28 protein-coding genes and 1 tRNA gene are annotated in these 26,537 nt (G+C 40.1%); 9 read left to right on the top strand and 20 right to left on the bottom strand.

Annotated features, from left to right (window positions below; genetic code table 11):
• Positions 1-7: 7 nt before the first annotated feature.
• Positions 8-2,344, bottom strand: coding sequence for a flagellar hook-associated protein FlgK (gene flgK / locus SKA34_RS17100; RefSeq protein WP_006646766.1), 2,337 nt, complete (start codon positions 2,342-2,344; stop codon positions 8-10).
• A gap of 234 nt (positions 2,345-2,578) precedes the next feature.
• Between flgK and SKA34_RS17095 the strand changes: the two genes are divergently transcribed.
• Positions 2,579-2,767 (top strand): hypothetical protein, encoded by a 189-nt coding sequence (locus SKA34_RS17095; protein WP_006646765.1) that lies wholly within the window; start codon positions 2,579-2,581, stop codon positions 2,765-2,767.
• Between the two features lie 96 nt (positions 2,768-2,863).
• Here the strand turns inward: SKA34_RS17095 and flgJ are convergent, their stop codons facing one another.
• The 11 genes from flgJ to SKA34_RS17040 form a co-directional block, all read right to left on the bottom strand.
• Positions 2,864-3,850: a flagellar assembly peptidoglycan hydrolase FlgJ gene (gene flgJ, locus SKA34_RS17090; protein WP_006646764.1), complete on the bottom strand. Its 987-nt coding sequence runs from the start codon at positions 3,848-3,850 to the stop codon at positions 2,864-2,866.
• 42 nt (positions 3,851-3,892) lie between these two features.
• Positions 3,893-4,984: a flagellar basal body P-ring protein FlgI gene (locus SKA34_RS17085; RefSeq protein WP_006646763.1), complete on the bottom strand. Its 1,092-nt coding sequence runs from the start codon at positions 4,982-4,984 to the stop codon at positions 3,893-3,895.
• A 46-nt stretch (positions 4,985-5,030) separates the two neighbouring features.
• Positions 5,031-5,801, bottom strand: coding sequence for a flagellar basal body L-ring protein FlgH (flgH, locus tag SKA34_RS17080; RefSeq protein ID WP_039860872.1), 771 nt, complete (start codon positions 5,799-5,801; stop codon positions 5,031-5,033).
• Between the two features lie 55 nt (positions 5,802-5,856).
• Positions 5,857-6,645 (bottom strand): flagellar basal-body rod protein FlgG, encoded by a 789-nt coding sequence (gene flgG, locus SKA34_RS17075; RefSeq protein ID WP_006646761.1) that lies wholly within the window; start codon positions 6,643-6,645, stop codon positions 5,857-5,859.
• Positions 6,646-6,661: 16 nt separating this feature from the next.
• Positions 6,662-7,411, bottom strand: coding sequence for a flagellar basal-body rod protein FlgF (gene flgF, locus SKA34_RS17070; RefSeq protein ID WP_006646760.1), 750 nt, complete (start codon positions 7,409-7,411; stop codon positions 6,662-6,664).
• A 175-nt stretch (positions 7,412-7,586) separates the two neighbouring features.
• The gene (gene flgE, locus SKA34_RS17065; RefSeq protein WP_006646759.1) at positions 7,587-8,990 is read right to left on the bottom strand and encodes a flagellar hook protein FlgE; all 1,404 of its coding nucleotides are present in this window, start codon (positions 8,988-8,990) and stop codon (positions 7,587-7,589) included.
• Positions 8,991-8,996: 6 nt separating this feature from the next.
• On the bottom strand, positions 8,997-9,722 hold the full coding sequence (flgD, locus tag SKA34_RS17060) for a flagellar hook assembly protein FlgD (RefSeq protein ID WP_006646758.1): 726 nt from the start codon (positions 9,720-9,722) through the stop codon (positions 8,997-8,999).
• A 17-nt stretch (positions 9,723-9,739) separates the two neighbouring features.
• Positions 9,740-10,156: a flagellar basal body rod protein FlgC gene (gene flgC / locus SKA34_RS17055; protein ID WP_006646757.1), complete on the bottom strand. Its 417-nt coding sequence runs from the start codon at positions 10,154-10,156 to the stop codon at positions 9,740-9,742.
• Positions 10,157-10,158: 2 nt separating this feature from the next.
• On the bottom strand, positions 10,159-10,554 hold the full coding sequence (gene flgB / locus SKA34_RS17050; protein ID WP_006646756.1) for a flagellar basal body rod protein FlgB: 396 nt from the start codon (positions 10,552-10,554) through the stop codon (positions 10,159-10,161).
• Positions 10,555-10,706: 152 nt separating this feature from the next.
• Positions 10,707-11,534 (bottom strand): protein-glutamate O-methyltransferase CheR, encoded by an 828-nt coding sequence (locus tag SKA34_RS17045; protein ID WP_006646755.1) that lies wholly within the window; start codon positions 11,532-11,534, stop codon positions 10,707-10,709.
• Positions 11,535-11,599: 65 nt separating this feature from the next.
• Complete coding sequence (locus SKA34_RS17040) at positions 11,600-12,535, bottom strand: chemotaxis protein CheV (protein WP_006646754.1); 936 nt, start codon at positions 12,533-12,535, stop codon at positions 11,600-11,602.
• A 150-nt stretch (positions 12,536-12,685) separates the two neighbouring features.
• On the opposite strand from SKA34_RS17040, the gene flgA reads away from it, so the two are divergent.
• From flgA to SKA34_RS17025, 3 genes are all read left to right on the top strand, one after another.
• Positions 12,686-13,393, top strand: coding sequence for a flagellar basal body P-ring formation chaperone FlgA (gene flgA, locus SKA34_RS17035; RefSeq protein WP_006646753.1), 708 nt, complete (start codon positions 12,686-12,688; stop codon positions 13,391-13,393).
• A 119-nt stretch (positions 13,394-13,512) separates the two neighbouring features.
• Entirely contained in the window at positions 13,513-13,824 is a 312-nt protein-coding gene (flgM, locus tag SKA34_RS17030; RefSeq protein ID WP_006646752.1) for a flagellar biosynthesis anti-sigma factor FlgM, read from the top strand.
• Positions 13,825-13,859: 35 nt separating this feature from the next.
• The gene (locus SKA34_RS17025) at positions 13,860-14,288 is read left to right on the top strand and encodes a flagella synthesis protein FlgN (protein WP_006646751.1); all 429 of its coding nucleotides are present in this window, start codon (positions 13,860-13,862) and stop codon (positions 14,286-14,288) included.
• Between the two features lie 3 nt (positions 14,289-14,291).
• On the opposite strand, the gene SKA34_RS17020 is transcribed toward SKA34_RS17025, so the two are convergent.
• On the bottom strand, positions 14,292-14,753 hold the full coding sequence (locus SKA34_RS17020) for an LPP20 family lipoprotein (RefSeq protein ID WP_006646750.1): 462 nt from the start codon (positions 14,751-14,753) through the stop codon (positions 14,292-14,294).
• A gap of 10 nt (positions 14,754-14,763) precedes the next feature.
• On the bottom strand, positions 14,764-15,399 hold the full coding sequence (locus SKA34_RS17015) for a FlgO family outer membrane protein (RefSeq protein ID WP_005370226.1): 636 nt from the start codon (positions 15,397-15,399) through the stop codon (positions 14,764-14,766).
• 144 nt (positions 15,400-15,543) lie between these two features.
• Between SKA34_RS17015 and SKA34_RS17010 the strand changes: the two genes are divergently transcribed.
• Positions 15,544-16,680 (top strand): flagellar assembly protein FlgT, encoded by a 1,137-nt coding sequence (locus SKA34_RS17010; RefSeq protein ID WP_006646749.1) that lies wholly within the window; start codon positions 15,544-15,546, stop codon positions 16,678-16,680.
• A gap of 81 nt (positions 16,681-16,761) precedes the next feature.
• On the opposite strand, the gene SKA34_RS17005 is transcribed toward SKA34_RS17010, so the two are convergent.
• From SKA34_RS17005 to SKA34_RS16975, 6 genes are all read right to left on the bottom strand, one after another.
• Positions 16,762-17,939, bottom strand: a protein-coding gene (locus SKA34_RS17005) for an IS3 family transposase (protein ID WP_086004105.1) whose coding sequence is annotated in 2 segments (ribosomal slippage) — positions 16,762-17,681 and positions 17,681-17,939 — 1,179 coding nt in all. Because the reading frame shifts where the segments join, the coding sequence is not laid out codon by codon here.
• 367 nt (positions 17,940-18,306) lie between these two features.
• Entirely contained in the window at positions 18,307-19,266 is a 960-nt protein-coding gene (locus SKA34_RS16995; RefSeq protein ID WP_006646748.1) for a LacI family DNA-binding transcriptional regulator, read from the bottom strand.
• A 239-nt stretch (positions 19,267-19,505) separates the two neighbouring features.
• On the bottom strand, positions 19,506-19,832 hold the full coding sequence (gene chbA, locus SKA34_RS16990) for a PTS N,N'-diacetylchitobiose transporter subunit IIA (protein WP_006646747.1): 327 nt from the start codon (positions 19,830-19,832) through the stop codon (positions 19,506-19,508).
• 84 nt (positions 19,833-19,916) lie between these two features.
• A complete protein-coding gene (locus tag SKA34_RS16985; RefSeq protein ID WP_006646746.1) occupies positions 19,917-21,296 on the bottom strand; it encodes a glycoside hydrolase family 1 protein in 1,380 nt (459 codons plus the stop codon).
• Between the two features lie 67 nt (positions 21,297-21,363).
• Entirely contained in the window at positions 21,364-22,692 is a 1,329-nt protein-coding gene (locus SKA34_RS16980; protein WP_006646745.1) for a PTS sugar transporter subunit IIC, read from the bottom strand.
• Positions 22,693-22,815: 123 nt separating this feature from the next.
• A complete protein-coding gene (locus tag SKA34_RS16975) occupies positions 22,816-23,121 on the bottom strand; it encodes a PTS sugar transporter subunit IIB (RefSeq protein ID WP_006646744.1) in 306 nt (101 codons plus the stop codon).
• A 363-nt stretch (positions 23,122-23,484) separates the two neighbouring features.
• On the opposite strand from SKA34_RS16975, the gene SKA34_RS16970 reads away from it, so the two are divergent.
• The 4 genes from SKA34_RS16970 (at position 23,485) to tnpB (ending at position 26,528) form a co-directional block, all read left to right on the top strand.
• Positions 23,485-24,810, top strand: coding sequence for a PTS sugar transporter subunit IIC (locus tag SKA34_RS16970; RefSeq protein ID WP_039860776.1), 1,326 nt, complete (start codon positions 23,485-23,487; stop codon positions 24,808-24,810).
• A 638-nt stretch (positions 24,811-25,448) separates the two neighbouring features.
• Positions 25,449-25,524 (top strand) — tRNA-Arg (locus SKA34_RS16965).
• Positions 25,525-25,857: 333 nt separating this feature from the next.
• Entirely contained in the window at positions 25,858-26,178 is a 321-nt protein-coding gene (locus SKA34_RS16960) for a hypothetical protein (RefSeq protein ID WP_004998436.1), read from the top strand.
• Complete coding sequence (tnpB, locus tag SKA34_RS16955) at positions 26,175-26,528, top strand: IS66 family insertion sequence element accessory protein TnpB (RefSeq protein WP_006643801.1); 354 nt, start codon at positions 26,175-26,177, stop codon at positions 26,526-26,528. The genes SKA34_RS16960 and tnpB overlap by 4 nt, the downstream gene beginning before the upstream one ends.
• Positions 26,529-26,537 lie beyond the last annotated feature (9 nt).

Here is a 26,537-nt window from a genome sequence, read left to right as displayed (position 1 = left end):
CTCCTACTTATACTGCGCGCATTAAGGTATCAAAGGTTTCTTTTGCTACCGACATGATGCGTGATGATGCCATGTATGACTGTTGAAACTTCATCAAGTTTGCCGCTTCTTCGTCAAGGTTAACCCCTGATAGATTAGAAACACGCTCAGAGGCGGCATCAAAATCTAATTGATTCACTTCGGCTGTTTTATCCGCATTACTTTTCATCATACCGATGTCGGTTGCCAAGCCTTCGAATAAATCAATCACACTTGATTTACCCTCGTTCATGGTTTTTTCATGCTGAATTTGCTGCATCGCTAAAAAGTTGCTGTTGCCGCCTACCGCACTGCTTCTCCCTAAACTCACTGTAAAATTATCACCGGCCTGACCATTATCGGTGAGTGAGAATGTCGGGGTTGCTTGACCAGCAAAGGTAATTTCTTTATTGGCATTCGTTAGTGGATAAGCTAACGCTTGAACAGGAGTACCGCTGCCATCATCAAGATCAACTAAGGTATTCGTTTGAGTGTTTTTAACCGTTAATTTATCTGAGGTTTTTATCTCTAAAGTGAAAGTATCACCAACCACAGCCCCAGCACCAAGCGTCGCGACACTCACTTGGCTACCATCACTGGCAACCATAGTTAATGTATTGCCTGTTGTTGTTAATGGGTAATCAAGCTCAGTTACAGGCGTTCCCGTTTCATCAATTAAATTGATCGGATTACTTGCAGCATCAACCATGCTGATTTTATCCCCAGTCGCATTTAAGCTAAGGGTATATACGCCTTGGGCAGCTTCCGCAGCAGCACCTTTGATCGCATCAAATTGTGCAGTTCCAGTATTACCCGTACCATTTGTTGCCGTTAAATCAGCACTATTGATAATATCTATTTGATAATTACCCGCGACAGCATCTGGTGTATTATCTGTGACGGTAGTTAATGCCGCTGTTCCTGCATTGTTGGGGTTGGCCTCTATCAATGCGGTTTGACGGTGTCCTGCTAAGCCACGAGGATCTGACATTTCAACACTGATGTTAGCCGCACCGCGACGCATAGGCTGAATAATGACAGTTTCGCTTTGCCCCGTTGCTGGAGGATTGCCCATAACGGTGTTCATGGTTAACGTTAAACCATCGACATTCACTTCAACGGGTAATGTACCTGTTGAAGAAATAAATGCGCTACCATCAGGCTTTTTCATTTCATTGCCAGCAGGATCAAACAATCTAAAGCTGTAATCAGTCCCATCAAATTCTGCGGTTAATTCATAATCACCGGTTTTCAGCGCATTCACATCATCGATTTTTACATCAATGTCTGTTTGACTACCTAGCGGCTTTAATACTCGCTCTTTGACTAAAGTAGGGCTATTAACATCACTAAATAAAGCGCTGCCTATCGCACCTGTTAAATCTGTACCAGATTGCTGTAAATCATTTATTTGCTTTGAAAATCCAATCGCCATCCGCCCCATTTCATCTAGGCTTTTATCTATTACATCATCACGAATAAATAACATGGCACCTAACCCACCACCAATATCATCACTTTTAATTGGCTTAGCTTGGTTACCATTGATGAGGGCTATTTGTTTGTCTTCTAAATCAGGATCGCCATTAACCATTTTTAATTGTGATGATTCAACGCCAGAGACCAAGGTATCACCGCTACCAATAATGACTTTATCAGCAAGGCTGCCTTTATCCGCAAGTACTGTCACTTTGGTATACTTGGCTAATTCATTGATTAGGCCACGCTGTTTATCCAGCAAGTCATGGTTTTGATCGCCATCAGGCATTTCTTGTAAACTGGTGTTGATAGCGGCAATTTCTTGCCCTAATGCGTTTACACGATCAAGTGTCACACCCAATTGCTCATTCACATCACGGCGAATATTGGTCAACATTTCATGCGAGCTATTAAAACTTTTTGCCGCTTGATTGGCATGGTCTAACACGGTTTGACGAGAGCCAAGATCGTTAGGGTGATCTGACAATGAACGTACCGAGTTATAAAAATCATTCATGCTATTAACCGTGTTAACAGCACTTTTTGAGGTAAAATCATCCAACATCATCATATGTTGTTGACGAACATCTGAAGCTTCAAGCTGTGTGGTAGAGAGTGTTAATTCACGGGCTGCAAACTGATCATAAGCACGATTAACGCTATCAATATACGCACCGCTGCCGTAATAGTTACCGCCGCTCCATTGTGCATCGGCCGCTTTTTGATCGACGACCTGACGGCTATAACCTGCGGTATGCACGTTACTAATATTATGGCTGGTTACATCAAGTTGCTTTTGCGATGTACGCAAACCACTGATACCAAGCTGCATTAAATCCGACGCCATATTGATTCCCTAACTCATTAACAACGTGATGTTTTTATATCAATCTTAATGACGCTTATTAATGTAAAGCGCACATTATGATAGCTTCCTTGCAAAAATCGAACCAATTGAAAATAATAACGGTATTTTAAATTAAACGATTATTTTTGAGTATTTAATGATGGTAATAAATCGCTATTTGTTTATAATTTAAAAGCTCAACCTAAATTAAAATAAACATAAAGGATAATGATTATGAACTTATTAGTATCAGGACTAATTGGTTACGCATTAAAAGAAGTTGTTGTACCACTAGTGAGTGAACATTTTGATGACAAAAAAACAGAAGAAAAGCAAGTGCCTGAAAAAGAAGTAGAAAATGCTTTATTTGAAAGTAACGACCTAATTAAAATGGTATCAAATATTATTGATATTGTTATATAACCCTATTTTTCAGTTACTAAAAATCTTCCATCAAATATTATTTGATAGAATATAATTTTTTATTTTAATTCGATTTTATTTATATACCTCTTCTTTTTACATTAATGTTTTCACCTTTTTCATTACTGCTAATACTTTATTACTGTAATTTGGATCGGTGGCATATCCTGCTTTATGTATTTCACGAATAAATTGATTCGGCTCACCACTATGTTTTAACGCGGTTGAATAACGTGGGTTCTGTTGTAAGAACTTCACAAAATCTTGAAAGCTATCTTGATAAGAACCATAAGATCGAAACGCCGCATTTTCTTGTACTGCAACACCGTTATGATATTCCAATGTACGCGTGGCAACCTTTTGCCCACTCCAACGTGGATCGGCTTTGATATTAAATAGGTTGTTACTTGTTCCTGCCGCATTTTTGATCACTTTTTTACCCCAACCTGTTTCTAACGCCGCTTGCGCTATCAACATTGCGGGATCGGTTCCCAAAGCGCGTGCCGCTTTAGTCGCATACGGTGCCATGTGATCAACAAATGCTTCTGGCGTTTCAAAACGATCAGGTTCAGATTGTCGTAATGGTGGCTGAACATCGGCATTTTGTAATCGCTGCTTATATTTTTCTAATACCTGTTGTGCCACAACGCTATTTTGATCTTCTCGTTGCGGTAGTGTTAATGGCTGGGATTTATTCTCGATTGGGCGAATCTGCAGTGGATCCGTATTGTCTTTTTTCGGGAATAAATCTGTCGTTGGAGTATGTGCCTTTTGCTCGTTATCTTCGCCACCCAATTGCTTAACAATCATCTCAGCCAAGCCCAAACTTCCAGTGGTGCTTAGCTGAGATGACATCTGCTCATCATGCATTTGCTGATAAAACTTGCTGTTATTGCTGCTCATTAAATCAGATTCAAACGCTTCGTTCGCTTCGCGCATTGACTTAAATAACATCTGAGTAAAAATAGACTCAAACTGATTAGCCGCCTGACGCAATGATCCCTTTGAATCTTCGCCAATACCTGCACGTAGACGGTCTAGGTTACTAATATCATGGACAAAACCGGGATCAATTTGCTTCATATTACAATCCTTGTTAATTACTTTTTACTTAAATCATCAGTGTTAAATGATGATTAACTGTCCTTCAATGGCACCTGCTTGTTTCAGCGCTTGTAAAATTGCCATTAGATCTGATGGCGCGGCACCTACTTGATTCACCGCTCGAACAAGCTCATCTAACGATACACCCGGCTCAAACTTAAACATGCGTGCATCAGATTGTTGTACGTTGATATTACTGTTTTCAACCACGGTCGTTTCACCACCAGCAAAGGCGTTGGGTTGACTCACCTGTGGGTTTTCTTTAATGGATACTGTCATACCACCATGCGTGATTGCCGCAGGTTTTAACTTCACATGCTGGCCAATAACAATGGTACCAGTGCGCGAGTTAACAATAATTTTGGCTGAGCCTTCTGCAGGATCAAACTCTAAGTTTTCAACCGTTGATAGAAACGCAACTCGCTGACTCACATCGCGTGGTGCTCGCACTTTTATTGATGTTGCATCGACAGCGGATGCCATTTGAGGCCCTAAAAACTGATTAATAGAATCTGCCATACGTTGTGCCGTGGTAAAATCTGAATCATGCAGGTTGAAGGTTAAGTAATCACCGCGTCCAAATGGATTAGGCACTTCTTGTTCAACCATTGCACCGTTAGAGATCCGACCTACCGTTGGCGTATTACCGATCACTTTAGAGCCATCAGCCCCTTCTGCACTAAAACCACCAACGACCAATGTACCTTGAGCTATTGCATAAACCTTGCCATCCAAACCTTTTAAGAAAGTTTGCAATAACGTACCACCTCGTAAACTCTTGGCTGAACCAATTGAAGAGACGGTAACATCAATGCTTTGACCTTGCTTGGTAAAAGGGGGCAAAGTAGCATTAACGGCAACAGCGGCAACGTTTTTGATCTTTGGCTTTGTACCTACCGGCAATTGAATGCCGAAATTCTGTAGCATGGCATTAAAGCTTTGATCGGTGAAAGGCGTTGTCTCGCCAGTGCCAGGTAAACCAACGACTAAACCATAACCGACAAGTTGGTTACTACGAACTCCTGCAACGGAAGCGACATCTTTAATACGTGCCGCATCCACAGTGCCAGATAATAAAATTAAACCCGTAATAATAATTGCGCGAAAATTCAATGGATTCTCCTTTCCCTGACGCTATGTTTTGACAAAAACTGGCTGATTAGAAAGCAACGTTAAAGAAACGTGATAACCAATTTTGCTCTTGAATATCTTGGCGATCACCAGTACCTGAGTATTGGATCCGCGCATTAGAAATACGTGTTGATGCAATGGTGTTATCTTGGCTAATATCGTCAGGTCGAATATGTCCGCTTACCCGAATATATTCTTCGCCAGTGTTAAGCATTAGCCATTTTTCACCACGCACAGCCAAGTTACCGTTATTTAAAACCTCAACCACTTCAACAGAAATAGAACCTTTAATACTGTTACTTTGATCGGCAGAAGTAGAGCCTGCAAATGTGTTATTGTTCGACATGCCATAAGACAAGCTGTAATCACGAATGGTGACGGGTTTACCCCCTAGTTCTATTGGCTTCATATTTAAATCGGTAGATTTATCTAAATCTGAGCTTGCACTCTTTTTCGCTGCGGTTTTTTCTTCGAGTAAAATTGTGACGATATCACCAATACCACGGGGCTTAGTGTCGTCATACAGATCTTGCACTTGTGATTGATTAAATAAAGAGCCTGTTGCTGTTGCGTAATGCTCAGGTTTATCTTGTGGGCGAACAGGATTCCAAGCGGGATCGCCCGCTTCTGGATCTTCGCGTTTACGGATCCGATCAATAAGCCCTTTCGACTCTTTCTCTTTACCTTCTACCGCATCAACATTGGTGGTGGCTTTTTCAATATCACTGCCAGCAACATCAGGTGGTGTAGATACACAGCCTGTTAATGCCAAACTTAATAGAATTAATGATCTTTTCATCCACTGACGATTCATTTTATTTACCTGAGCGCAATTCATTCATTACCACCAATCATTACAATTGCTGGTTAACGTAACTCAACATCTGATCAACAGTTGAAATCACTTTCGAGTTCATCTCATAAACGCGTTGTGCTTCAATCATATTCACAAGCTCTTCCGTCACGTTTACGTTGGATGTTTCAAGCATAGATTGGCGGATAGAGCCATATCCTTCCAAGCCCGGTGTCCCTTCTTGAGGATCGCCGCTAGCACCTGTTGGTAAGAATAAATTCTGACCGATAGGCTCCATACCACCAGGGTTAATAAAGTCGACGGTGGTAATTTGCCCCAAGACTTGGTTTTCTTGCTCACCACGAATACGTGCAGAAACTTCACCATCAGTACCGACGGTAATGCCTACCGCATCTTCAGGTACCACAATCTCAGGCTGTACAGGATAGCCACTACCACTGGTAACTAATTGACCTTCAGAGTTAATCGTAAACTGACCATTACGGGTATAGCCTATATTGCCATCAGGTAATAGCACTTGGAAAAAGCCATCACCTTCGATCATCATGTCCATGGCGTTATTGGTGGTTTGAGTATTACCTTGGGTAAAGACTTTTTGTGTCGCAACCACTTTTGAGCCCGCCCCCAACATCAAACCTGTTGGTAACGTGGTATCTTGAGTTGACTGACCGCCCGGTTGATTAATATTTTGATAGAAGAGATCTTCAAAAACCGCACGACCTTTTTTAAAGCCAACGGTTGAGGCGTTAGCCAAGTTGTTAGAAATAGTCGAGATATTTGTCTGCTGCGCGTCAAGACCGGTTTTACTTACCCATAGTGCTGGATGCATTGTTCTGTCCTTTTAATTAGCCAATACGCATAAGAGAAGAAGAGGCTTTATCCATTTCTTCTGCGGTTTTCATCAGTTTTACTTGCATTTCAAAGTGGCGCTGAAGATCAATCATGCTGGTCATTTCAGAAACCGCATTGACGTTACTGCCTTCTAGCATACCTTTGGCCAGTGTCACACTGGCATCTGCATCAAGCGGAATACGCTCACCGATAGATTTAAATAAACCATCAGTATCTTTAAACAACGCTTGATTATCAGGTTTAACCAATTTAATGCGATCAACAACTGCGATTGCATCAGGCGGCGCACCTTGTGGTAAAACCGACACCGTACCGTCTTTACCAATTTCAATTTTACTGATCGGAAGTGGGATAAAAATAGGACTGTCGTTTTGGCCTAACACCAATTGACCATTACTGTTTTGTAACATGCCTGTTTGATCAATTTTCAAATGTCCAGCACGGGTGTAAGCTTCTTGGCCTTTGACATCCATCACAGCAAGCCAACCGTCGCCTTCTACTGCAACGTCTAAATCCCGTCCTGTATTGATCACTGAGCCTTGTGCAAAATCATTACCTGGGCGTTCAGCCATTGAAAACACACGGCTAGGTAGACCTTCACCATAGGCTTGCATACTACGCGCCTGTTGTAAGTCGGCACGAAAGCCTGTTGTACTGACATTCGCCAAGTTATTGGCATGAACTTGCATACCATACATATCTTGTTTTGCGCCACTCATGGCAAGATACAGAGCACGATCCATTTTTTTGACACTCCTATTATCTAACAGCATCAATAAAGCAAAAACTAAGCCAATTATATTTATTGTTTAATAACAATGTATTGAGAGAAAAAGAGAAGGAAGATAATACTGGAGGGAAAAAAATTGCCGCTTCAACGAAAAGGTAAAACGGCAATAGGACTGTAAAGGATAAACCTTAACGAATTTGTAGAATATTCTGTTGTAGCTGGTTATTCACATCTAGTGCACGAGAGCTAGCTTGGAAGTTACGTTGCGCGGTGATCAAATCCACCAGCTCTTGGGTCATATCAATATTTGATTGTTCAAGCGTTCCGCTTTTAACAGAGCCAAATGAGCCTTGTGATGCATCACCCCAAATCGCCTGACCTGATTCTTGGGTGGTATTCCAAAGCGTACCACCTAACTGTGCTAACCCTTGCTCATTAGAAACGCGCGCTAAAGCAACACGTCCTACAACGATATCTTTACCATTTGAATAAGACGCCAAAATATTGCCTTCAGGATCGATATCAACTTTCGATAAATAGCCTGTTGTCGCGCCGTCTACATCTTGGAATTTACGCACTTCAAACGCTGAAGCATATTGAGTCGGATCATCATAGTTCATGGTTAACGATTGTGTAGGATCAGCACCACCGACATCAATACCAGCAGAAGCGAATGTCTCCATTTGAATATTTAATGGGCTTGCTGGTGTTGGTGGTATTGGAGGTGTTGCCGTTGGATCGCCAAGGTCTCCTGGATAAGGCTGACCATTTTGATCAAATCGCATACGATAACCTGTCACCACTGGAGCAGTAGGATCTGTATTATCAATAACTTGATAAGCTGCTGGGATGCTTGCTGGATCTGGCTTTAATAATCGCTCTTCACCACTGTTATTAGTAACAGTTTGGTGCACTTCCCATGTATTAGCATTGGTTGGAACGGCATTAGGATCATATTTAGCGACATAATAAGTCGTCATTTTATACGGTTTACCTAATGAATCGTAAATCGTTGATGACGTGGATTTATTGAAAGAATCTGGGTCTTTAAAATCAAATGAATTGCTTTTCGGTGCTGTTTCTTTATTGGGTAGATTCAAAGACACTTTAATCGTGCCTGATTTTGTTGGCTGACCAAACACATCATCAATTTTCATCGATTTTGCTTCATAAGAAGCCACGGTATTTGAATCTTTATTGACAGGATAGCCCAGTAAGAACTTACCTTCAGAGTTTACTAACTCATTTTCGTTGTTTAGATGAAACGCACCATTACGGGTAAGGTTATTATTCGCAGGTTCATTCTTATTATCTGCCACAGCAAAAAAGCCCGAACCAGAGACACGTAAATCTAACGGGTTATTGGTGTAAATACTGGAACCTTCGTGGAACTGCTGAGCAACCGTTGAGGTTTGTACGCCCCCACCCGTTGTGGTTTTAGCATTAGAGAAAATCGAATTAGAGTAGACATCACCAAATTCAGCACGTGATTCTTTAAAACCAAAGGTGTTGGCATTGGCTATGTTATTACTGGTGGTATTTAGATCTTTTTGAGCTGCACCTAAACCGCTCAACGCAATGTTCATACTCATATTCGATTATCCTTTTTGTGTTGCTTTGCCAATTTGTAGAACATCAGCCAACTGAACTGGCTTATCGAAGCCAGCAAGATTTAACATCACCTGACCGTCGTTATTCCCTAATAAAACGCTATTCACGTTTGCGTGAGTAAGCACTTCAAAATTCTGGCTTTCGCCTTTTACATTGCCTGACACAGAAAACTTATACATTCCTTGCGGCATAATGTTGCCATCATCATCTTTGCCATCCCATGTAAATGGATGTTCGCCGGCTGATTTAGCACCAAGACTCATGGTTTTGACCAATTCACCTTGTTCATTCTCAACTCGCAGCATGGCGTTATCAACGCTTTGTGTTAAACGCGTCATACCAGACATTTCGCCTTCGCTACTGCGCATTGCGGTTGAATTAGGAATAAGTACATCTTGTCCAACAAGAGAAGATGCTTGTAGTGCTTGATTTGATGTCATTGCACTATTTAATGAGCCAAACTGCTCATTCATTTTGTTAATGCCATCAACGGTGGCGAATGATGCCATTTGCGCGATCATTTGATCATTACTCACAGGTTTAAACGGATCTTGCTGTGCTAATTGTTTGGTTAGCAATGATAAGAAATCATCTTGCTTCAGCTGATTTTTTCCTGTGACTTCTTGCTCTTGTTCGACTTTCTTATCTTGCATGCTTTTTAGCTGGTCAAGGTAAGAAAGATTGCTGTTTCCTGCACCATTAATTGTGCTCATAATGACAACTCCTTACCTTATTTACCCATCTGCAAGGTTTTCATTAGCATCTGCTTACTCGCATCGGCTACCTGAACATTATTTTGATATGAGCGAGATGCTGAAATCATATTCGCCATCTCTTCCATCACATTAACGTTGGGCTTATAAATAAAGCCTTCAGCATTTGCCATCGGATGCTCAGGATTGTATTCAGCTGATAACGGCTTATCACTTTCAATAATGCCTTTAACTTGTACAGGCACGCTGCTACTTTGGTGATAAGACGCAGAATTTAATGCAGCGGCAAAAATAGGATGGCGGGCTTTATAAGTTTCTTCTGCTGAGCTACTGACACTATTGGCGTTAGCAAGGTTACTTGATGTGGTATTTAAACGTACGGATTCAGCACTCATTGCCGATCCCGTTACATTAAAAACATTAAATAAACTCATTATTATTCCCCTTTCAATGCCTTGCTCAGGTTCTTAAATTTCGAACCTAAAAAGTCCAGCGATGCTTGATATTCAATACTATTTTGCATAAACAAGTTTTGCTCTAGTTGTCCATCCACCGTGTTGCCATCCCCTGTATCCGGCTGTGTTGGCACGCGATATTTTTGTTCGCCACTGACTTGTGTAGAGGCATTAATGTGCCGCCCATTTGTTCGGCTTAGGCCAATATCTGCCCCAGATGTTGCCGCTTTAAGCGCTCGACTGAAGTCTAAATCTTTTGCTTTATAGCCCGGAGTATTGGCATTAGAGATATTACTCGCTAGGGTTTCTGCACGTTTTTCACGTACACCAACAGTATACTGATGAACCCCTAATGCTTTATCGAACGAAATGGACATATCTTGCCTCCACAATTACTTAGCAGTAATAAAGCAAAGACAGTGCCAATTTTAAGAATTGAGAAATTAAGAAGATGGTTGGTTACTAGAGAGGATAATAATTAACTAAAAAGCGCTACACGCAATATTAACAAGCGGTAGCGCTTCTTCAATTAACGAAGTTTATAAATGATGCCTGGGTTACAACGGATCATTTCAAATTTTTCCGTTAACCCTGTTAGCGACTCTGATGCCCCTAAGAACAAATAGCCGCCAGGGTTTAAGCTTGCCGCTAATTGATTTAATACTTTCGATTTCATTTCTGGTGAGAAATAAATCAAGACATTACGACAGAAAATAATGTCAAACTTCCCCAGCAATGCATAACTATCTTTCAGGTTTTGCGGCCTAAAATTAACCATTTGTTTAACTTTATTGTTAACCCGCATACGACCATCACCATTGTCTTCAAAAAACATACGGCGACGCTCCGGCGATAGCCCTCGACTTAAAGCAAGATTGTCATACACACCCGCTCGGCATGTTTCCAACATCGTCTGTGAGATATCAGTGGCTGTAATTTGAATAGATGGCAGTAAACCAGGGCGCTTAGCTTGGGTTTCTAAAACAGTCATCGCCATTGAATACGGTTCTTGACCTGATGAACTCGCCGCAGACCAAATTTTGATCGGTTTTTTATTTGGTGCAAGTTCAGGCAAAATTTTGTCTGATAAAACGGTGAAAGGATAACCATCACGAAACCACAATGTTTCATTGGTTGTCATCGCATCAACGGCAGCAATACGTAGTTCACGATTACGACCTGATAATACATTCTGCAACAAGTCTGAAAGCGATGATAAAGAAAAACGATTCACTAACGGGCTTAAACGACTACGCACTAAATATTGCTTGCTGTCGCCTAATACGATGCCACATTGTGACTCAAGAAATCGGCAAAACTCACGATATTCTTGGTCATTTACAGTTACTGCTGTCATTTACAACTCTTCTTTGTCAGTACGTTCAGCATTAAATGCTCAATAATTTATTATAATTTTAACTGTTACGCCGATTCGATTGATCTATCAGGCATTGCCCCTTTTACAGCTCGACCCAATTCGTCTGGGTTAAATTTAGGAATAAAGGCATTCGCTCCTACACGTTCAACCATTGCTTGGTTAAACACACCACTTAATGATGTATGTAAAATAACATGTAAGTCTTTTAATTTAGGATCATTTCGTATTTCAGCGGTTAATGTGTAGCCGTCCATCTCTGGCATTTCAATATCAGAAATAATCAAAGACAGTTGATCATAAATAGAGCCTTCTTCAGCCATTTCACGCAACTTAATAATGGCTTCTTTACCATCTTTTACGAGTACACATTCACAACCAATCGCTTCTATCGCTCGTTGAACCTGCTTACGTGCCACTGTTGAATCATCGGCAACAAGAACGCGACGAACTGCAGGGCCATTTTCAACCAATTCTTCAAGCACGGTTCCTGTGATGTTGGTATTAGCCGGTGATATTTCATCGAGAATTTTTTCAACATCTAAAATTTCAACTAATTCACCGTCTATTTCCGTCACAGCAGTCAAATAGTTACTTCGACCAGCACCTTGAGGAGGCGGAAGAATCGATTCCCAATTCATGTTAATAATGCGTTCAACAGAAGACACAAGGAAGCCTTGAATAGAGCGATTAAATTCCGAAATAATAATAAAGCAATTCGTTAAATCGGTTATCGGACGACCACCGGTAGCTAAACTCATATCAATAACAGAAATGGTTTGTCCTCGAATATGAGCAACACCTTTAATTAATGGATGCAGATTCGGCATTGATGTTAAATGAGGACATTGCAGAACTTCTTTAACTTTAAAGACGTTAATACCATAACGTTGACGTCGATTAAGACGAAATGTCAGCAGCTCTAATCGGTTTTGCCCAACTAATTGTGTCCGCTGGTTAACTGAATCTAAAATACCTGTCATTGGATAAACTCCCTGTCGTGTTATAAATCGCGCTCGCGAACACACTTTATCCACTCACGATCACATCTGATAAATAATCAAGATTTTAAAATATCTACCTATAACTGCGAATGTTATAGTAATTCTAACCATGACCAAAGAGCATTTACCGTGACAATCCACAGAGATCAAAAACTCTTGCCAATTTTTATCGGCCTTTTGCTATTTTTCTTTAGTACAAATATCTTTGCTTCCGATTATAACGTGCTAGATTCCGTGGAAAAAGCCGCTGAAAACTTAATAAAACAGCAAGTTACCTTACCAAAAAAAGGGGAGTTAAAAGTTACAGCAGCAGAACTTGATAGCCGTCTTCGCTTTTCTACTTGTTCATCTCCACTTGAAGCGACTCTGCCCGGCAAACAAAATTTAAGTGGTAATGTTACTGTGCTTGTTAAATGCCCTACCGAAAGCTGGCAGCTCTATGTCCCTGTAAACGTGCAATTAACACTGCCTAAAGTTGTTGCTAGTGTTGCTCTTGGTCGAGGCATGGTGATTACTCGGGATAAACTTTCCGTTCAAATGGTTGAAAGTCGTTTTCAACGAGGCAATAGCTTTGAAGATCCTAATGAAATCATAGGCTCAAAAGTTAAACGTTCAGTAAAGTTAGGAGAAATGATCCAAGCCCGTGATATTTGTTTAGTATGCCGTAACGACACTGTTATTATTCGTGCAGGAACAGGCGGGCTAAATATAGTAACAGAAGGTAAAGCACTGTCTGATGGGGCTATCGGTGAAGAAATCCGAGTTCAGAATAGAACATCAAGACGCATGATTGATGCTATTATTACCGCAGTTGGTGAAGTAACCGTAAAGTATTAGTCAGAAAACAGATTTAGCATGACGATAAATAAATCATTCTATCTGACTAATATTTACTAAAGTCTGCTCACACTTTGCCGATAGCTAGGTATCACAGTTAATTATCAAGGTAAAACATTATGGCAAGTATTGATCACCTACGTGGTGGGCAACCTGTAAATACCACACGTGTTGGCCAACAAAAAGCAACCGCAACGGAAGAGCAAACTACCACGTCAAACGTTGCTAAAGAGCAACATGACGAAGTATCTTTAAGCTCTCAAGGTAAAGCTGTGGGACAAATTCATCAACAATTAGCAACAGAGCCAAGCTTTGATGCTGGAAAAGTGGCAGAGATCAAACAAGCAATTGCAAATGGCTCATATACTATTGATGCCGATAAACTTGCGTCAAATATGTTAAAGTTCGAAGACGAGCTTAATGGGCTTTAAGATAACATTTGCATACTAAAATTGAGATCAGCGTAATGAAACAGACACTTGGTCAACTGCTTGAAGTTCAACAAACTACCTTATTGTCTTTAATCGATCTTCTCAAACAAGAAAGAGTGGCAATTACTCGCCGCAAGGCATTAGAAATTGAACAAATTGCCAAAGAGAAGTTAGATCTGATCTACAAAGTTCAACAACACGATTATTTATTGTCTTCCCATGAAGAGCGTGACCAGTTAACACAGATCGACGAATACCAGACACAAGTGAGTACAATTCAAGATCTAGTTAAAGAATGCCAACAGTATAATGATATCAATGGCGAAGTATTACAGCGCGCTCACCTCAGCTTTCATAAGCTAAATAATTTATTCCAGCAAAGTCGTGGGCGGCACCAAATGACCTACAATTGTGGTGGTATCGCACAAAATGTTCGTTCATTAGGTACCAACCTAAAAGCGTAATCGTTAAAACATGACTTCTTGTTTATTCGGCACATGAAGTACTTCACCGTGTTGCTTCATTCGTTCCATCAAACCAATATTTAACTCCATTTCAGTAACATAACTGTCACCGACAGGATAACTGCGAATAATTTTTGCCCCACGAATAACACCATCTACTGCGCCATCCGTACTTTCATACCCTAATTGCTGATCATCAAGCGATGTGGTTGCACTGATGCGTAATCCATAAATTTGCTCTGATAATTCGCGGTAAGCATCTAACTTAGAAGCGCGCATTGCACGAATACTTTTTTCTTCTTTTGTACGCCCTTTTTGCTCACTAATTGAGGCATATCCTACCGCTTGGATCACATCTTTACTTTTGGTTAAGTCAGGGCCCGGAACCGATGTACTGCTTGACGTTGTATTAGTACAACCTGACAGTAATAACATCGCAGCAGCTAAAGCCACATAATATTTCATTGTTACTTCCTTAAGGCTTTAAAATTACATTATTATCAGGACGATTACGCACATCTGTACGCATAATGACCCCATTTCGTAACTGAATTTTATTCATAAAATCTAAATCTCGACCAATACGCTCAGCGGGAAGAAAACCTTGTGCTGTTGCAATAACGACATTTGAACGCATGCCGATAATTCGTGCATTAATGAGTACCCCACCACTTTGACGCAGCATTGTACCTGTTAGTACATAATCAACAGGTTGCTGCGACGCTAATTCTTTCCAGTTGCGACTAATACTAAAATCGCCACTACGGGTCACTTTAATTACTCCTGTTGACTTATAATCAACCACTGTAAAACCACGCTGCTGCATTTGGTACATGAAGTTTTCACTCACTACATTACCTAGCCAGTTAGTTTCTGTCATATCTTGTAAATCAACAAACGAGGTGACTGCTAATGGCGTACTCGCCGTTAAATATTGGTTCGACGTTACCAATTGATTAGCTAATCCTTCAATAAAATAATCAACGGTATGTCTTGGTGTGTCTGATAAAGAATAGGCGCCTGATGAATATTTCTCTTTACCGTTATAAACCGGAGGTGCGGCACAAGCAGTCATCGCTAACGACAACACAATTACAATCCACTTATTCATTACTTACCCGCCCTCAAATATTATTTTCTTTATATCGTATGAACATTTAAATTCTTTAATACAAGAGTCTAATTGGGAACACTCTTTGCATTCAATTTTTCATCGAACTATTAAAAAGCAAAAAACATACCTAAATGGGCTTTTATGAATAAAAAAATTTTACGCAGCTTAAGTGCACTTTGTTTGTTTTTTTCATGCAATAGCTCAGCCCAATGGGTTGAAGTAACAGGTGAAGCTGTCATTTTAGAAAGTGAAGAAACAGCACGTGTTAATGCACTAGAAGATGCGGTATATCAAGCGATGAAGCATGCGGGTGGTGAAATAGCGACACTTCCGTCATTAAAACCTTATTTCTCAGAGCCTAAACAGCAATACCGTTTTAGTGGTAATGAGATACGCAATGTAACGGTTCTTGAACAAAAAAAAGCAGGCGGCAAAATGTATGTCACTAGCCGTGTCGATATTTACCCATCGGCAAAAAGTTGCCACAAGACCCAGTATAAAAAAGGCATTCTTTTAGGCAGTTTTTCAATTACTGAGCCACAACAAGCAGCCATGGGTAGCGTTTATAAAATAGGCACTGATTTCGCTTCAATACTCGGAAAGCAAATTCAAAAACGTTCACAAAGCTTTATTGTTACTGGTAAAACAACCGTCCCTTTTAGTGCAACCCAAGCATCAGCAATGACGATGCTGGCTGAAGATCACGATGCGCAATATTTAATTGGTGGTGAAATAACAGATTTGACCGCCACCCTTGATGAAAAATTTATTAAAAAAGATCAAGTCAATCGCCAGTTTGCGGTTTCTCTGGAAATAATGGACGGTAAAACAGGCGAGATCATCTACCAAAATAGCTACCGTGAAATTGGGTTATGGCCGTTTTCTCGTTCAAGCCATGTAGATACCAAATCAGCACGTTTTTGGGTTTCACCTTATGGACAGAGCATTCAACGGATCAGCCAAAATATGATGCTCGATATTGAAAGTGCGCTCTCTTGCCGAGCAAGCCTCCCTGAAATCATCAACATCCATAATAATGTCGCACAAATGAACGTTGGTCGTGTTCATGGTGTAAAACAAGGTGATAAATTAAAACTTTGGCATAGTGCAGGGTTTATTGACCAAAAAGGTATACCACGGAATCGTATGGTTGATACAAAAATTAGCTTAACCGTTGATCGCGTTTATGAAAAGTCAGCAGAACTTATTGTTAATCAAACAGAATTAGCAGCAAGCATTCAACCTGGAGATTTACTAACCAAGCAAACGCGACGTTAAGAGTATTCTCTTATATTTTTAAAAATATACCTTATAATTCTCAAATGCTTCCTTAGCTCAGATGAATAGGCAGTGTAGTGGTCAACTAAAATTGGCCACGGTTTTAGAGTTTTCCCAATATAATCGTTCTGATTCGTTGGGAGTTAGGCCGCCATTATATTGATGCGGCCTGAGTTGACAGTAATACCCGATAATGTAGCGGATGATCTCTTGTTGAGCTTCAGCAAAACTACGATAACCCACTGTTGGCACCCATTCGGTCTTTAAGCTTCTAAAGAAACGCTCCATTGGTGCATTATCCCAGCAATTTCCTCGGCGAGATAAACTCTGTTTTATCTTAAAACGCCACAGTAATTGACGGTACTTTCGACTTGTATAGTGGCTACCTTGATCGCTGTGGAACATGACGCCTTTCGGCTTACCACGCGACTCATAAGCCATTGAAAGAGCTTTGCCTGTCAGACTGGAATCAGGTGATAAAGACATCGACCAACCAATCACTTTGCGGGCAAAAAGATCAATAACAACCGCTAAATACATCCAGCGATTTCCTGTCCAAATATACGTAACATCACCAACCCAAACTTCATTTGGGGCGGTAACAGCAAACTGTCGGCCCAAGTGATTTGGAACCTCAACATGTTCTTGAGAAGCCTTTCTGTATCGATGCTTTGGCTGTTGGCAACTGACTAAACCAAGCTCTCTCATGAGTTTTGTTGCTCGGTATCGGCTCAGTTTTAAACCCTGATTTGTGACTATATCTGCAATAGTCCTCGCTCCCGCAGAGGCGTTGCTTGCTGCGTGGGCCTCACTAACTAAGCTGCGAAGTTTGACTGTTTCCGCCCTAATCGCTGTTGGACGCTTTAGCCAATAGTTATAACTACTTCGATGAACATTGAAGACTTCGCATAATGTTTTTACGCTATAGCTCTGCTTGAGTTTCTTGATCATCAAGAATTGTTCAGTGAGTCCGACATCAACAGAGCCGTGGCTTTTTTTAATATTTCATTATGCTCTTCAAGACGAGCTAACTTCTTTTTTAATTCCCGAATTTCTATTTGCTCAGGGGTCATAGGCGAAGCTTTTGGCGTTTTGCCTTGTCGTTCTTGTTTAAGCTGACGAACCCATTTATCCATCGTGGATTTACCCACATTCATGGCTTGGGCGGCTTCTGCCACTGAGTAATTTTGATCAATCACTAACTGTGAAGCCTCGAGCTTGAATTCTGCGCTGAATAGTCGTCTTGTACGATTTGTCATAGTGTCACCTGTTAACGTATGAAGTGATGATATCACCTCTAACTAAGTGACCAAATTCACTATGCCACTACACAGAGACTAGCCCCTCCTAAGGAAGCAACTAGTATTTTCCCTGCTAATAAAAATAATGACACCAGCTTCCCCAATACTTCATTTGTAAAAGCTGATCCAGAACTACTGCCTCTCGAAATAGCTTTTCTTTATCTGAAAGATTATTAACTATACGAACTGCCAGATTTAAAAAATCAGCTTAATCCATGTTGTTTAGCAATAGATATTATGATTCGTAAATGTGTGTGCTTTTATCAAACGATTAAATGTTCTTATATGTAAAAGCTCAGTTGAATAAAACGGTATTTGAATATGGCTAACTTCGGTTCGCTACTGACTCACGAGTGATCAATCTTCCACTGACCAATGGTTTACTCACCATGACTCTATCTTGTAAACAAGAGTCAAGTTGCTCCATTGCAATATCAACGAGCTGCTTTGATGGATAGTTTATGCAAGTTAAAGGTGGGTTAAGCTGACTTGCAAGTTGAGAACCCTCCAGCGATACAATTGAAACTTCACTTGGTGTCGCTAGATTAAAGTTACGAAATAGATTCATAGCGACAGCGGCTTGGCTATCGCGCATAACTACGATAGCAGTAAAAGGGTGATAGCTATTAAGTAAAGCCATAATAGCTTGCTCGCTATTTCCGTTTGCACTGACGATTAATTGTCGATTAACAGGAATTGCAGAGTTTTGTAGACAAGTTTTGTAGCCTTCAAGCACCTGCTTAGATGCTATATTTTCGTCGTCAACAACGATAGCAATACTTGTATGCCCTTTACTCGACAAAAATCGGCAAGCGCTCTCTGCTGCAAATCGATAATCATAACCAATAAACTGTTCATCAGAAGCAGTCTTGCCGTCAATCGAAATTATTTTATCACTGTTAATATGTGAAAGGTTACAACCTATAGCTATAATCGCATCACAATGACGTTGATTTAGATCTTCGATTACTCTAGCTTGCTCTTCTTGCGTTTCAGCAAATTGAACCAGCATATGTTTACCCTTTGCTTTAAGTGATTTAGCCAATAGAGGTAAATAAGTTGAAACCTGCCCAGCATCGCTCGAAAAGAGGATGACACCAATGTAATCGGAACGTTGATTAGCAAGAGTTTGTGCCGCTGCATTTGGTCGGTAATTTAACTCTTCAGCAGCGCGTAGCACTGCTTCACGACTTTCAGATTTTACTCCTCGACTACCACTCATCACGCGTGAAACTGTCGCTTTGGACACATTGGCTAATAGAGAGACATCTGTAATCGTTGCCATGAAATCTAACCTTATTACACTTAAACTTTCTAAATGGGAAAACGGTTCCCAACATTTTCATAATTCTACTATTTAATGATGTTATCACTCAAGTTATCAAAAGTATTAATGGAAGTATCTTTATGGATTAAGGTCTTTGAAAAAATAAGGCGCCATCTACATTTACCAAATTTCGATGGCGTTATCGTACAGCAATAATGAAAGCGTAGACTTGAAAGGAATAAGAAAAACTGTGCCTTTTAAGCCGCTTGTTTTGCCACTTTTTTGTGAAGTTCAATCATCTCAGTGACCAGTTCTTTTGCTAGCATTGATGTCATCAAGTGATCTTGTGCGTGAACCATTATTAAGGTCATTTTTGTTTTGCCAGTTCCTTCATCGGCTTCAATAAGCTTTGTCTGAACAAGATGTGCTTGATTGGCAAATTCTTGAGCCTCTTTTAATAAACTATCCACCTCTGAGAAGTTGCCACTTTTTGCATGACGAAGTGCTTCGTAACAAAGACTGCGTGATTGCCCTGCATTGATAATAATACCCATCACCTGTTCTTCTAAGTCAATGTTTTCCATTTATATTCCTTATAAGTTGAGCCCACAAGTAGAGTAACTCAACTTTTAGTTAGATTAATTTGGTTAATTCAATTCTATGAGTAATTAGAAACCGTTATTTTTTGATACTTCTGCAAACCATTCACCACTCTTTTTCACTGAGCGTTGTTGAGTTTTTAAGTCAAGTTGATAGAAACCGTAGCGGTTTTTGTAAGCATTAGCCCAAGACCAGTTGTCGATAAAAGTCCATAAGTGATAACCAAAGCATGCAGAGCCTTCTTCAATCCCTTTGTGCAACCATTTGAGATGTTCGCGAATGAAATCGATGCGATAGTCATCTTGAATCTGACCGTCGATGAGGAACTTTTCTTCCCCTTCAACGCCCATGCCATTCTCTGAAATGTAACAAGGCAAATTACCGTAGTTTTCACGAATGTTGGTCAATATGTCATAAATGCCTTTTTCATAGATTTCCCAGCCACGATGTGGGTTCATTTTGCGCCCAGGCATTTCATAATAATCAAAGAAGTGTTCAGGCATGAATGGTGCTTCTGGGTGAACAGCGTTCTCCCTGGCTTTTACTCGTCGAGGTTGGTAGTAATTTACGCCTAGAACATCGATTTTTCCTTGTGCGATTAACTCGCAATCACCCTCTTCAATTACTGGGATTTGACCATGCTCTTTAAGTATCTCGACAAGTTCTTGTGGGTACTCACCTTTAACCGCAGGATCTAAAAAACTACGATTAAACATTAAGTCGCAGATGTGAGCTGCTTTTAAATCCGCAGGATTTTGCGAGCGAGGGTAAGAAGGCGTTAGATTGAGAATAATTCCAATACTTCCATTCTTTCCAAGCGCACGGAATTTTACAACGGCTTTTGCGTGAGCCAGAATCGTATGATAAGCGACGGTGGCTGCACGTTTAAAATCAACCACATTTGGATAATGAAAGTCATATAAATACCCCCCCTCAACCGGAACAATTGGCTCGTTAAAAGTAAACCAATTCTTCACTCGATCACCGAATAGCTTGAAGCACACTTCAGCAAAATTTTCATACGCATCAAGTACCTTACGGTTTTCAAAACCACCAATTTCTTGCATCGCCATCGGCATGTCAAAGTGGTATAAGCAGATAAATGGCTCTATATCTTGTGCGATAAGCTCATCGATGACTTTATTATAAAAATCGACGGCTTCTTGGTTTACTTCTCCAGTTCCTTTAGGAATTAAACGCGCCCACGAGATCGACGTACGGAAGCTGTTATGGCCGATTTCTTTCATTAACTGAATATCAGACTTGAAATTCTTATAAAACGTTGAAGCTATCGTTGACGATAAACCGTTGTGAAAACGGTTTGGTTGTTCTTTGTACCAGTGATCCCAAATACTTTCACCTTTTCCCCCTTCAAATGAAGCCCCTTCTGTCTGAGTTGAAGACGCGGCGCTACCCCAGCGGAAGTTTTTTGGAAATTGATAATTCATAACGGTTACCTTTAATTGAGGGCAAGTAACTACCCTCGATAAATTAATTTAATTTGATAGGCTTTGATTAGGCAGTAACAGACTGACCTTCAGTTTCTTTTTGCTTAACGTTTTCAAGGGCTTCTTGATCTAACAAGGTTTTTTCATAAGCTTTTAAGAATGGGAAGTACATAATTGCTGACACCACCATACAGATGCAGCACATGATGACAGGGCTAAATGCCCAGTTAGCTGCCCATGATGCTCCAATAGGTGCTGGCGTTGTCCAAGGCGTGACAGATACCACTCGCTCTACTAAGCCTAAATCTAAGGCAAACCAAGCTAATGTTGCATTGATCATTGGGATCAATATGAATGGTAGGAAGAACACCGGGTTCATGATGATTGGTGCGCCAAATAGGATCGGTTCATTAATATTAAAGATTGCAGGGACACCACCCAGTTTACCAATAGTTCTTAGGTGCACTGCTTTACTTCTCATCAATAAGAATGCAAGTGGTAGCGTAGACCCAACACCACCAATCAGAAGATAGTGATCCCAAAAACCTTGAAGAAAAATATGAGGTACCGCTTCACCAGCAGCCATAGCAGCTTGATTTACCGATAGATTAGCCATCCAAAACGGGTTCATAATACCTGTTACGATTAATGCACCGTGAATACCAGCAAACCATAAAATCTGACAAACAAATACAGCGAGAAGAATCGCTGGTAATGAATCTGATGCAGCGACAAGAGGCTGTACTAGAGCCATGATCGCTTGAGGTAGAATCATGCCTGTCTGCGATTCAAGAAAAATATTCAAAGGGTGAAGCGTAAGAATAATCGCTAGTACTGGGATCAGAATTTCAAATGAACGAGCAACACCAGTCGGAACTTCAGGTGGAAGTTTAATTGTGATGTTATTCCGCTTGAGGAATGCATAAACTTCGGTTGCGTAGATGGCCGTGATGATCGAAGTAAAAATCCCCTGCCCTGAGAAGTACTGCATAGATATTGTGCCGTCTTTAAGTGGGGCAGCAACGAGTAAGAATGCCATTAACGCTAATAAGCCAGTAGTGACTGGGTCAAGGTTATGGTGCCTGGCGAGACTCGAACCTATACCAACGGATATGAAGATCGTCATAATCCCCATACTAAGGTTAAATGGCAGCATCAATTGGTCACGGTATGCTTCAGAAAACCCAAGCCAAGCTTGAGCGAAACCCCAAGTTGAATCAGGTGAAAAAGGAGGAAATATGAATACCAACATGAATGAACCAACAATCATAAAAGGTAATGCAGCGATGAAACCATCACGTATTGATGTGACGTACTTTTGTTGGCCAATCTTACCTGCAATAGGGGTCACCTTTTGCTCAATAACATTAACCATTTTGTCGTAGAAAACGCTCATTATTTTATTTCTCGTATTAGAAAAGTGAAAGAGTTCCGGTACTATATTTATCTTTATATATTTATAATAATCATGTAGATACTACACAACCTGTACCGAACCAGGTGCAAAAACGCAAATCGATTAGCCAATAATATCAAGTGCAAAGTCCAGTACTTTGTCACCTTTTTGCATGCCATAATCCATCATGTTAATCGGCTCAACTTTGATGCCAAATTGGTCTGCAACTTTTTGTAGATCTGTCTGCATATATTTAATTTGTGGGCCAAGTAAAACGACTTCATAGCTACCGACCTGCTCATTAAACTCGCTTGCACCAAACGCTTTAATAGTGACCTCGATTCCACGCTCTTGAGCAGATGCTTCCATTTTTTTAACAAGCATTGATGTAGACATTCCAGCTGAGCAGCAAAGCATAATTTTTTTCATTTTTGTTTCTCCAGATTCTTGAGTTCCTAATTAATATGCCCTCATGAAAACCATTTGGAAACCGGTTTCCGATTGGTTTCCGCGCACTCGTGAATTTGATCACTAAGAAAAGCTCAGAGGCTGAAAAATTCGTGATGAAGATAACGTTATTGAAGTGAGTTTTATCTCTTAACCGATGCTTTATGACTTTATTTAAGCACATACAGGACGATTAAATTCACTAGATAGATGGCGAGATAAATAAGAAATGATTGCCCAAATTGCTTAATAATGTGTGCAACTCATCAATTTTGGATAAGCGGTTTCCGTAACAGATCATTATTACGGTATTCTCTGCCGTGTTACGATTACCGGTATTAAATAATGAACCATTCAATTATAAGAATATTTGCTTCTCAAGTTGAGCAGGTCATGAATCCCGTCGCCAAGTTACTGACCCGTAGTCAGCATTTAATGGCGCTTAGGGATGGCTTTCAGTTAGCGATGCCGTTTATTTTTGTTGGTTGTATCTTTGTACCTATCATCTTCCCTCCATTTGCAAATGCTGATTCAAATCTTTCGATTTGGTGGTTCAATATTGCTAATGCGTTGAAACCAATATTATTGCCAACCTATCAGCTTTCTTTAGGAGTGGTTGGGTTAATTGTGTCTTTTGGCATTTCTGCTAGTTTGGCGAAACATTATCAACTTCCCGTGCGGTTATCAGGGTTAACAGGATGCATGGCATTTTTAATGTTGATCGGCTTCCATAACCTTGGACCTGAAGATATTCGATATCTTGGTGGTGCAGGGCTATTTTCAGCGATTATTGCAAGTATGTACTCTATCGAAGTCGTTCGTTTTTTTATCAGTAAAGGCTGGTATGTGAAGATGCCTGATGATGTGCCTATTTTGACGCTTCAAGGTTTTAAATTGATGGTACCAATCTTTGTTGTTCTGACTTCTCTTTCAATTTTTAATACCTGGATGGAGTCTGATTTTGGGGTGCATTTTCCACAATTAATTGAAGCAATATTCCAACCTCTTGTACTTGCTTCAGATAGCTTAGCTGCTGTATTGATCTCAATTTTAGTGTGCCAATTACTGTGGTTCATGGGCATTCATGGTGCGTTAATTATTACAGGTATTATGAACCCATTTTGGATGTCGAATTTATTAGAAAATCAGGCGGCACTTAAAGTTAGTGGCGAAGTTCCTCCTCATATCTATTTGCCAGCTTTTTGGGATTTTTTTGTTTTGATTGGTGGTGTCGGCTCTACGCTTCCATTAGTTTATTTAGCAATAAAAAGTTGCTCTAATCATCTAAAATCAGTGGGTAAAGTTGGACTTATTCCTTCATTATTTAACATTAATGAACCCATTCTTTTTGGTTTCCCAATAATCATGAACCCTTTATTTCTAGTTCCATTTGTAATGGTTCCACTCATAAATGCCACCATTGCATGGTTTTTAACTTCGGCTCAAATATTAGACCGGATAGTTACCATGATTCCTTGGTCTGTTCCAGCTCCAATTGGCGCTACGTGGGCAGCAAATGGAAGTTTGATTAATGCATGTATGGTGCTTTTTGCTATGGTTAATGCCTATTTCTTATATCTTCCTTTTTTTAAAGCTCATGAAAAGATATTGACAGAACAAGAAGCAGAACGAGCAGAAGCCATGCTTCGTCGCAGTCAAGATATGACTTAGTACCGCTGTGATTACTCGTTAGTTATATAAGAAAGGCACTCAGTATTATGAATAAATATTGAAATTATAATCAGTATATTATAAATAAAGTTGGCTAAATCAAACACAAAATGTAACATCTAATCACATTAAGTTAGCTGATATTGCTAACTCACATTTGGACATTACCTTTTTAGACAGCCAACTCAATTTGGATTGGTAGGTATTAGGGAAAAGTATCTTGAAGCGATAGTCTTTTATTATATGCTCGTTTGCCGAAGCCTGATATTAGACCAATTCAAAAACTGGGCATGGAGTCCCTTGATGAAACTTCAGTTGCCAATGAGAGCCGTAAAAGCCTTGAATTTGTGACTTGAAAAGTTGAGTTTATATTTCCTATTATTCAATCTACCAAAGATAAAAATATGTAGTAATAGTTTCTAAGATAAATCGAACTCTTTACTCTTATTTTTATTAGATATTCATTATTAAAGCGTAATAAATAATGGTTTAATTACTATTTTGTTAGCAAAGCCCTTCTATTTAGCACTTCAAAAAACACAGTAACAAAAGAATAAAAATGCTTTGTTTTTTCTGATACTTACATGAAAATAAAGATGATTTTATCAATTTGATGTGTTAATATTTTAGCCTCCAAAGTCCCCTTAGTTCAGCTGGATAGAACAAGGACCTCCTAAGTCTTAGACACAGGTTCGAATCCTGTAGGGGACACCATTTTCTACACAAAAAAACACTGTTAGTAAGCACTAATACACACGTAAGAAAAATCGTGCTGCATAAAAAATAATAAAACTATAACTTATTATTTAATAATGTTTTTTCGCATCTCTGTCTTGTAACTTATCTCCTCCTAAGGGAAGGCCATTGGTTTGACCTAAGCAGATAAAGCCATATTTTACAATTTCTTAGCGATTTTTTATTGCTAAGCCTTTTTTCATTTCAACACGATTTAGTGTCGTAACATTATGTAAGCGTGCCATAAACACCGCATTCTAATCACTTTACTCGAAGAATAAGATCAAATCTCCAATCCAAAGGAGATTTAAAATGGCAACACGACGTACCAATCAAGAATGGCAGACTTTGTTTGAGTGCTATGAATCCAGCCAACTCACTCAACGTGCTTTTTGTGAACATCACGGATTAAGTCTTTCCACGTTTCATGCCAAACGCCAACAGTTAACACACCTTCAAACACCACAGACTAACGGCTTCGTCAAAGCAAACGTTGTAGAGCAGACAACACGTTACCATATGACGCAAATACCTACCGCGAATATGACACTTTTTGTCAACGACGTTGAGCTGAGTATTCCTCAAGGCACGCCCGCTGCCTACCTGGCAGAACTCATTGGAGCCTTGTCATGAAACATATGCTAAGTGCACCAGATATTTATCTGTATCGTGAGAGTGTCGATTTTAGAAAGTCCATCAATGGCCTCGCGGCGATTATCGAAAGTGACACCGATTTACCCTTGGGAAGCGGCGCACTATTCCTGTTTACCAATAAACAGCGCGACAAAATCAAAGTGTTGTACTGGGATAAAACAGGCTTTGCACTTTGGTATAAACGCCTTGAAAAAGCCAAGTATAAATGGCCGTCAAAAGAGAAAAATGACGTGTTTACCCTGACTCAATGCGAGCTTGATAGACTGCTTTCTGGCTTCACGATTATCGGCCATAAACCCGTTCAAATAAACGATTTTACAATGACTTAATCGATAATA

It is taken from the genome of Photobacterium sp. SKA34 (genome assembly GCF_000153325.1).
Taxonomy (GTDB): domain Bacteria; phylum Pseudomonadota; class Gammaproteobacteria; order Enterobacterales; family Vibrionaceae; genus Photobacterium.
The sequence above is the reverse complement of the archived record's forward strand: the minus strand, read 5'-3'. Positions and strand labels throughout refer to the sequence as shown.

Coding starts and splice junctions, on each gene's coding strand:
- SKA34_RS16980 (WP_006646745.1), bottom strand. CDS start 22,692: ATGAGCGTTTTCTACGACAAAATGGTTAATGTTATTGAGCAAAAGGTG.
- flgJ (WP_006646764.1), bottom strand. CDS start 3,850: ATGAAGCAAATTGATCCCGGTTTTGTCCATGATATTAGTAACCTAGAC.
- flgF (WP_006646760.1), bottom strand. CDS start 7,411: ATGGATCGTGCTCTGTATCTTGCCATGAGTGGCGCAAAACAAGATATG.
- SKA34_RS17015 (WP_005370226.1), bottom strand. CDS start 15,399: ATGAATAAGTGGATTGTAATTGTGTTGTCGTTAGCGATGACTGCTTGT.
- SKA34_RS16985 (WP_006646746.1), bottom strand. CDS start 21,296: ATGAATTATCAATTTCCAAAAAACTTCCGCTGGGGTAGCGCCGCGTCT.
- flgH (WP_039860872.1), bottom strand. CDS start 5,801: ATGAAAAGATCATTAATTCTATTAAGTTTGGCATTAACAGGCTGTGTA.
- SKA34_RS17025 (WP_006646751.1), top strand. CDS start 13,860: ATGAAACAGACACTTGGTCAACTGCTTGAAGTTCAACAAACTACCTTA.
- flgE (WP_006646759.1), bottom strand. CDS start 8,990: ATGAGTATGAACATTGCGTTGAGCGGTTTAGGTGCAGCTCAAAAAGAT.
- tnpB (WP_006643801.1), top strand. CDS start 26,175: ATGAAACATATGCTAAGTGCACCAGATATTTATCTGTATCGTGAGAGT.
- SKA34_RS16970 (WP_039860776.1), top strand. CDS start 23,485: ATGAACCATTCAATTATAAGAATATTTGCTTCTCAAGTTGAGCAGGTC.
- flgK (WP_006646766.1), bottom strand. CDS start 2,344: ATGGCGTCGGATTTAATGCAGCTTGGTATCAGTGGTTTGCGTACATCG.
- chbA (WP_006646747.1), bottom strand. CDS start 19,832: ATGGAAAACATTGACTTAGAAGAACAGGTGATGGGTATTATTATCAAT.
- flgG (WP_006646761.1), bottom strand. CDS start 6,645: ATGCATCCAGCACTATGGGTAAGTAAAACCGGTCTTGACGCGCAGCAG.
- SKA34_RS16995 (WP_006646748.1), bottom strand. CDS start 19,266: ATGGCAACGATTACAGATGTCTCTCTATTAGCCAATGTGTCCAAAGCG.
- flgB (WP_006646756.1), bottom strand. CDS start 10,554: ATGTCCATTTCGTTCGATAAAGCATTAGGGGTTCATCAGTATACTGTT.
- SKA34_RS16960 (WP_004998436.1), top strand. CDS start 25,858: ATGGCAACACGACGTACCAATCAAGAATGGCAGACTTTGTTTGAGTGC.
- SKA34_RS17020 (WP_006646750.1), bottom strand. CDS start 14,753: ATGAAATATTATGTGGCTTTAGCTGCTGCGATGTTATTACTGTCAGGT.
- SKA34_RS16975 (WP_006646744.1), bottom strand. CDS start 23,121: ATGAAAAAAATTATGCTTTGCTGCTCAGCTGGAATGTCTACATCAATG.
- flgM (WP_006646752.1), top strand. CDS start 13,513: ATGGCAAGTATTGATCACCTACGTGGTGGGCAACCTGTAAATACCACA.
- SKA34_RS17045 (WP_006646755.1), bottom strand. CDS start 11,534: ATGACAGCAGTAACTGTAAATGACCAAGAATATCGTGAGTTTTGCCGA.
- SKA34_RS17010 (WP_006646749.1), top strand. CDS start 15,544: ATGAATAAAAAAATTTTACGCAGCTTAAGTGCACTTTGTTTGTTTTTT.
- flgC (WP_006646757.1), bottom strand. CDS start 10,156: ATGAGTTTATTTAATGTTTTTAATGTAACGGGATCGGCAATGAGTGCT.
- SKA34_RS17040 (WP_006646754.1), bottom strand. CDS start 12,535: ATGACAGGTATTTTAGATTCAGTTAACCAGCGGACACAATTAGTTGGG.
- SKA34_RS17095 (WP_006646765.1), top strand. CDS start 2,579: ATGAACTTATTAGTATCAGGACTAATTGGTTACGCATTAAAAGAAGTT.
- flgD (WP_006646758.1), bottom strand. CDS start 9,722: ATGAGCACAATTAATGGTGCAGGAAACAGCAATCTTTCTTACCTTGAC.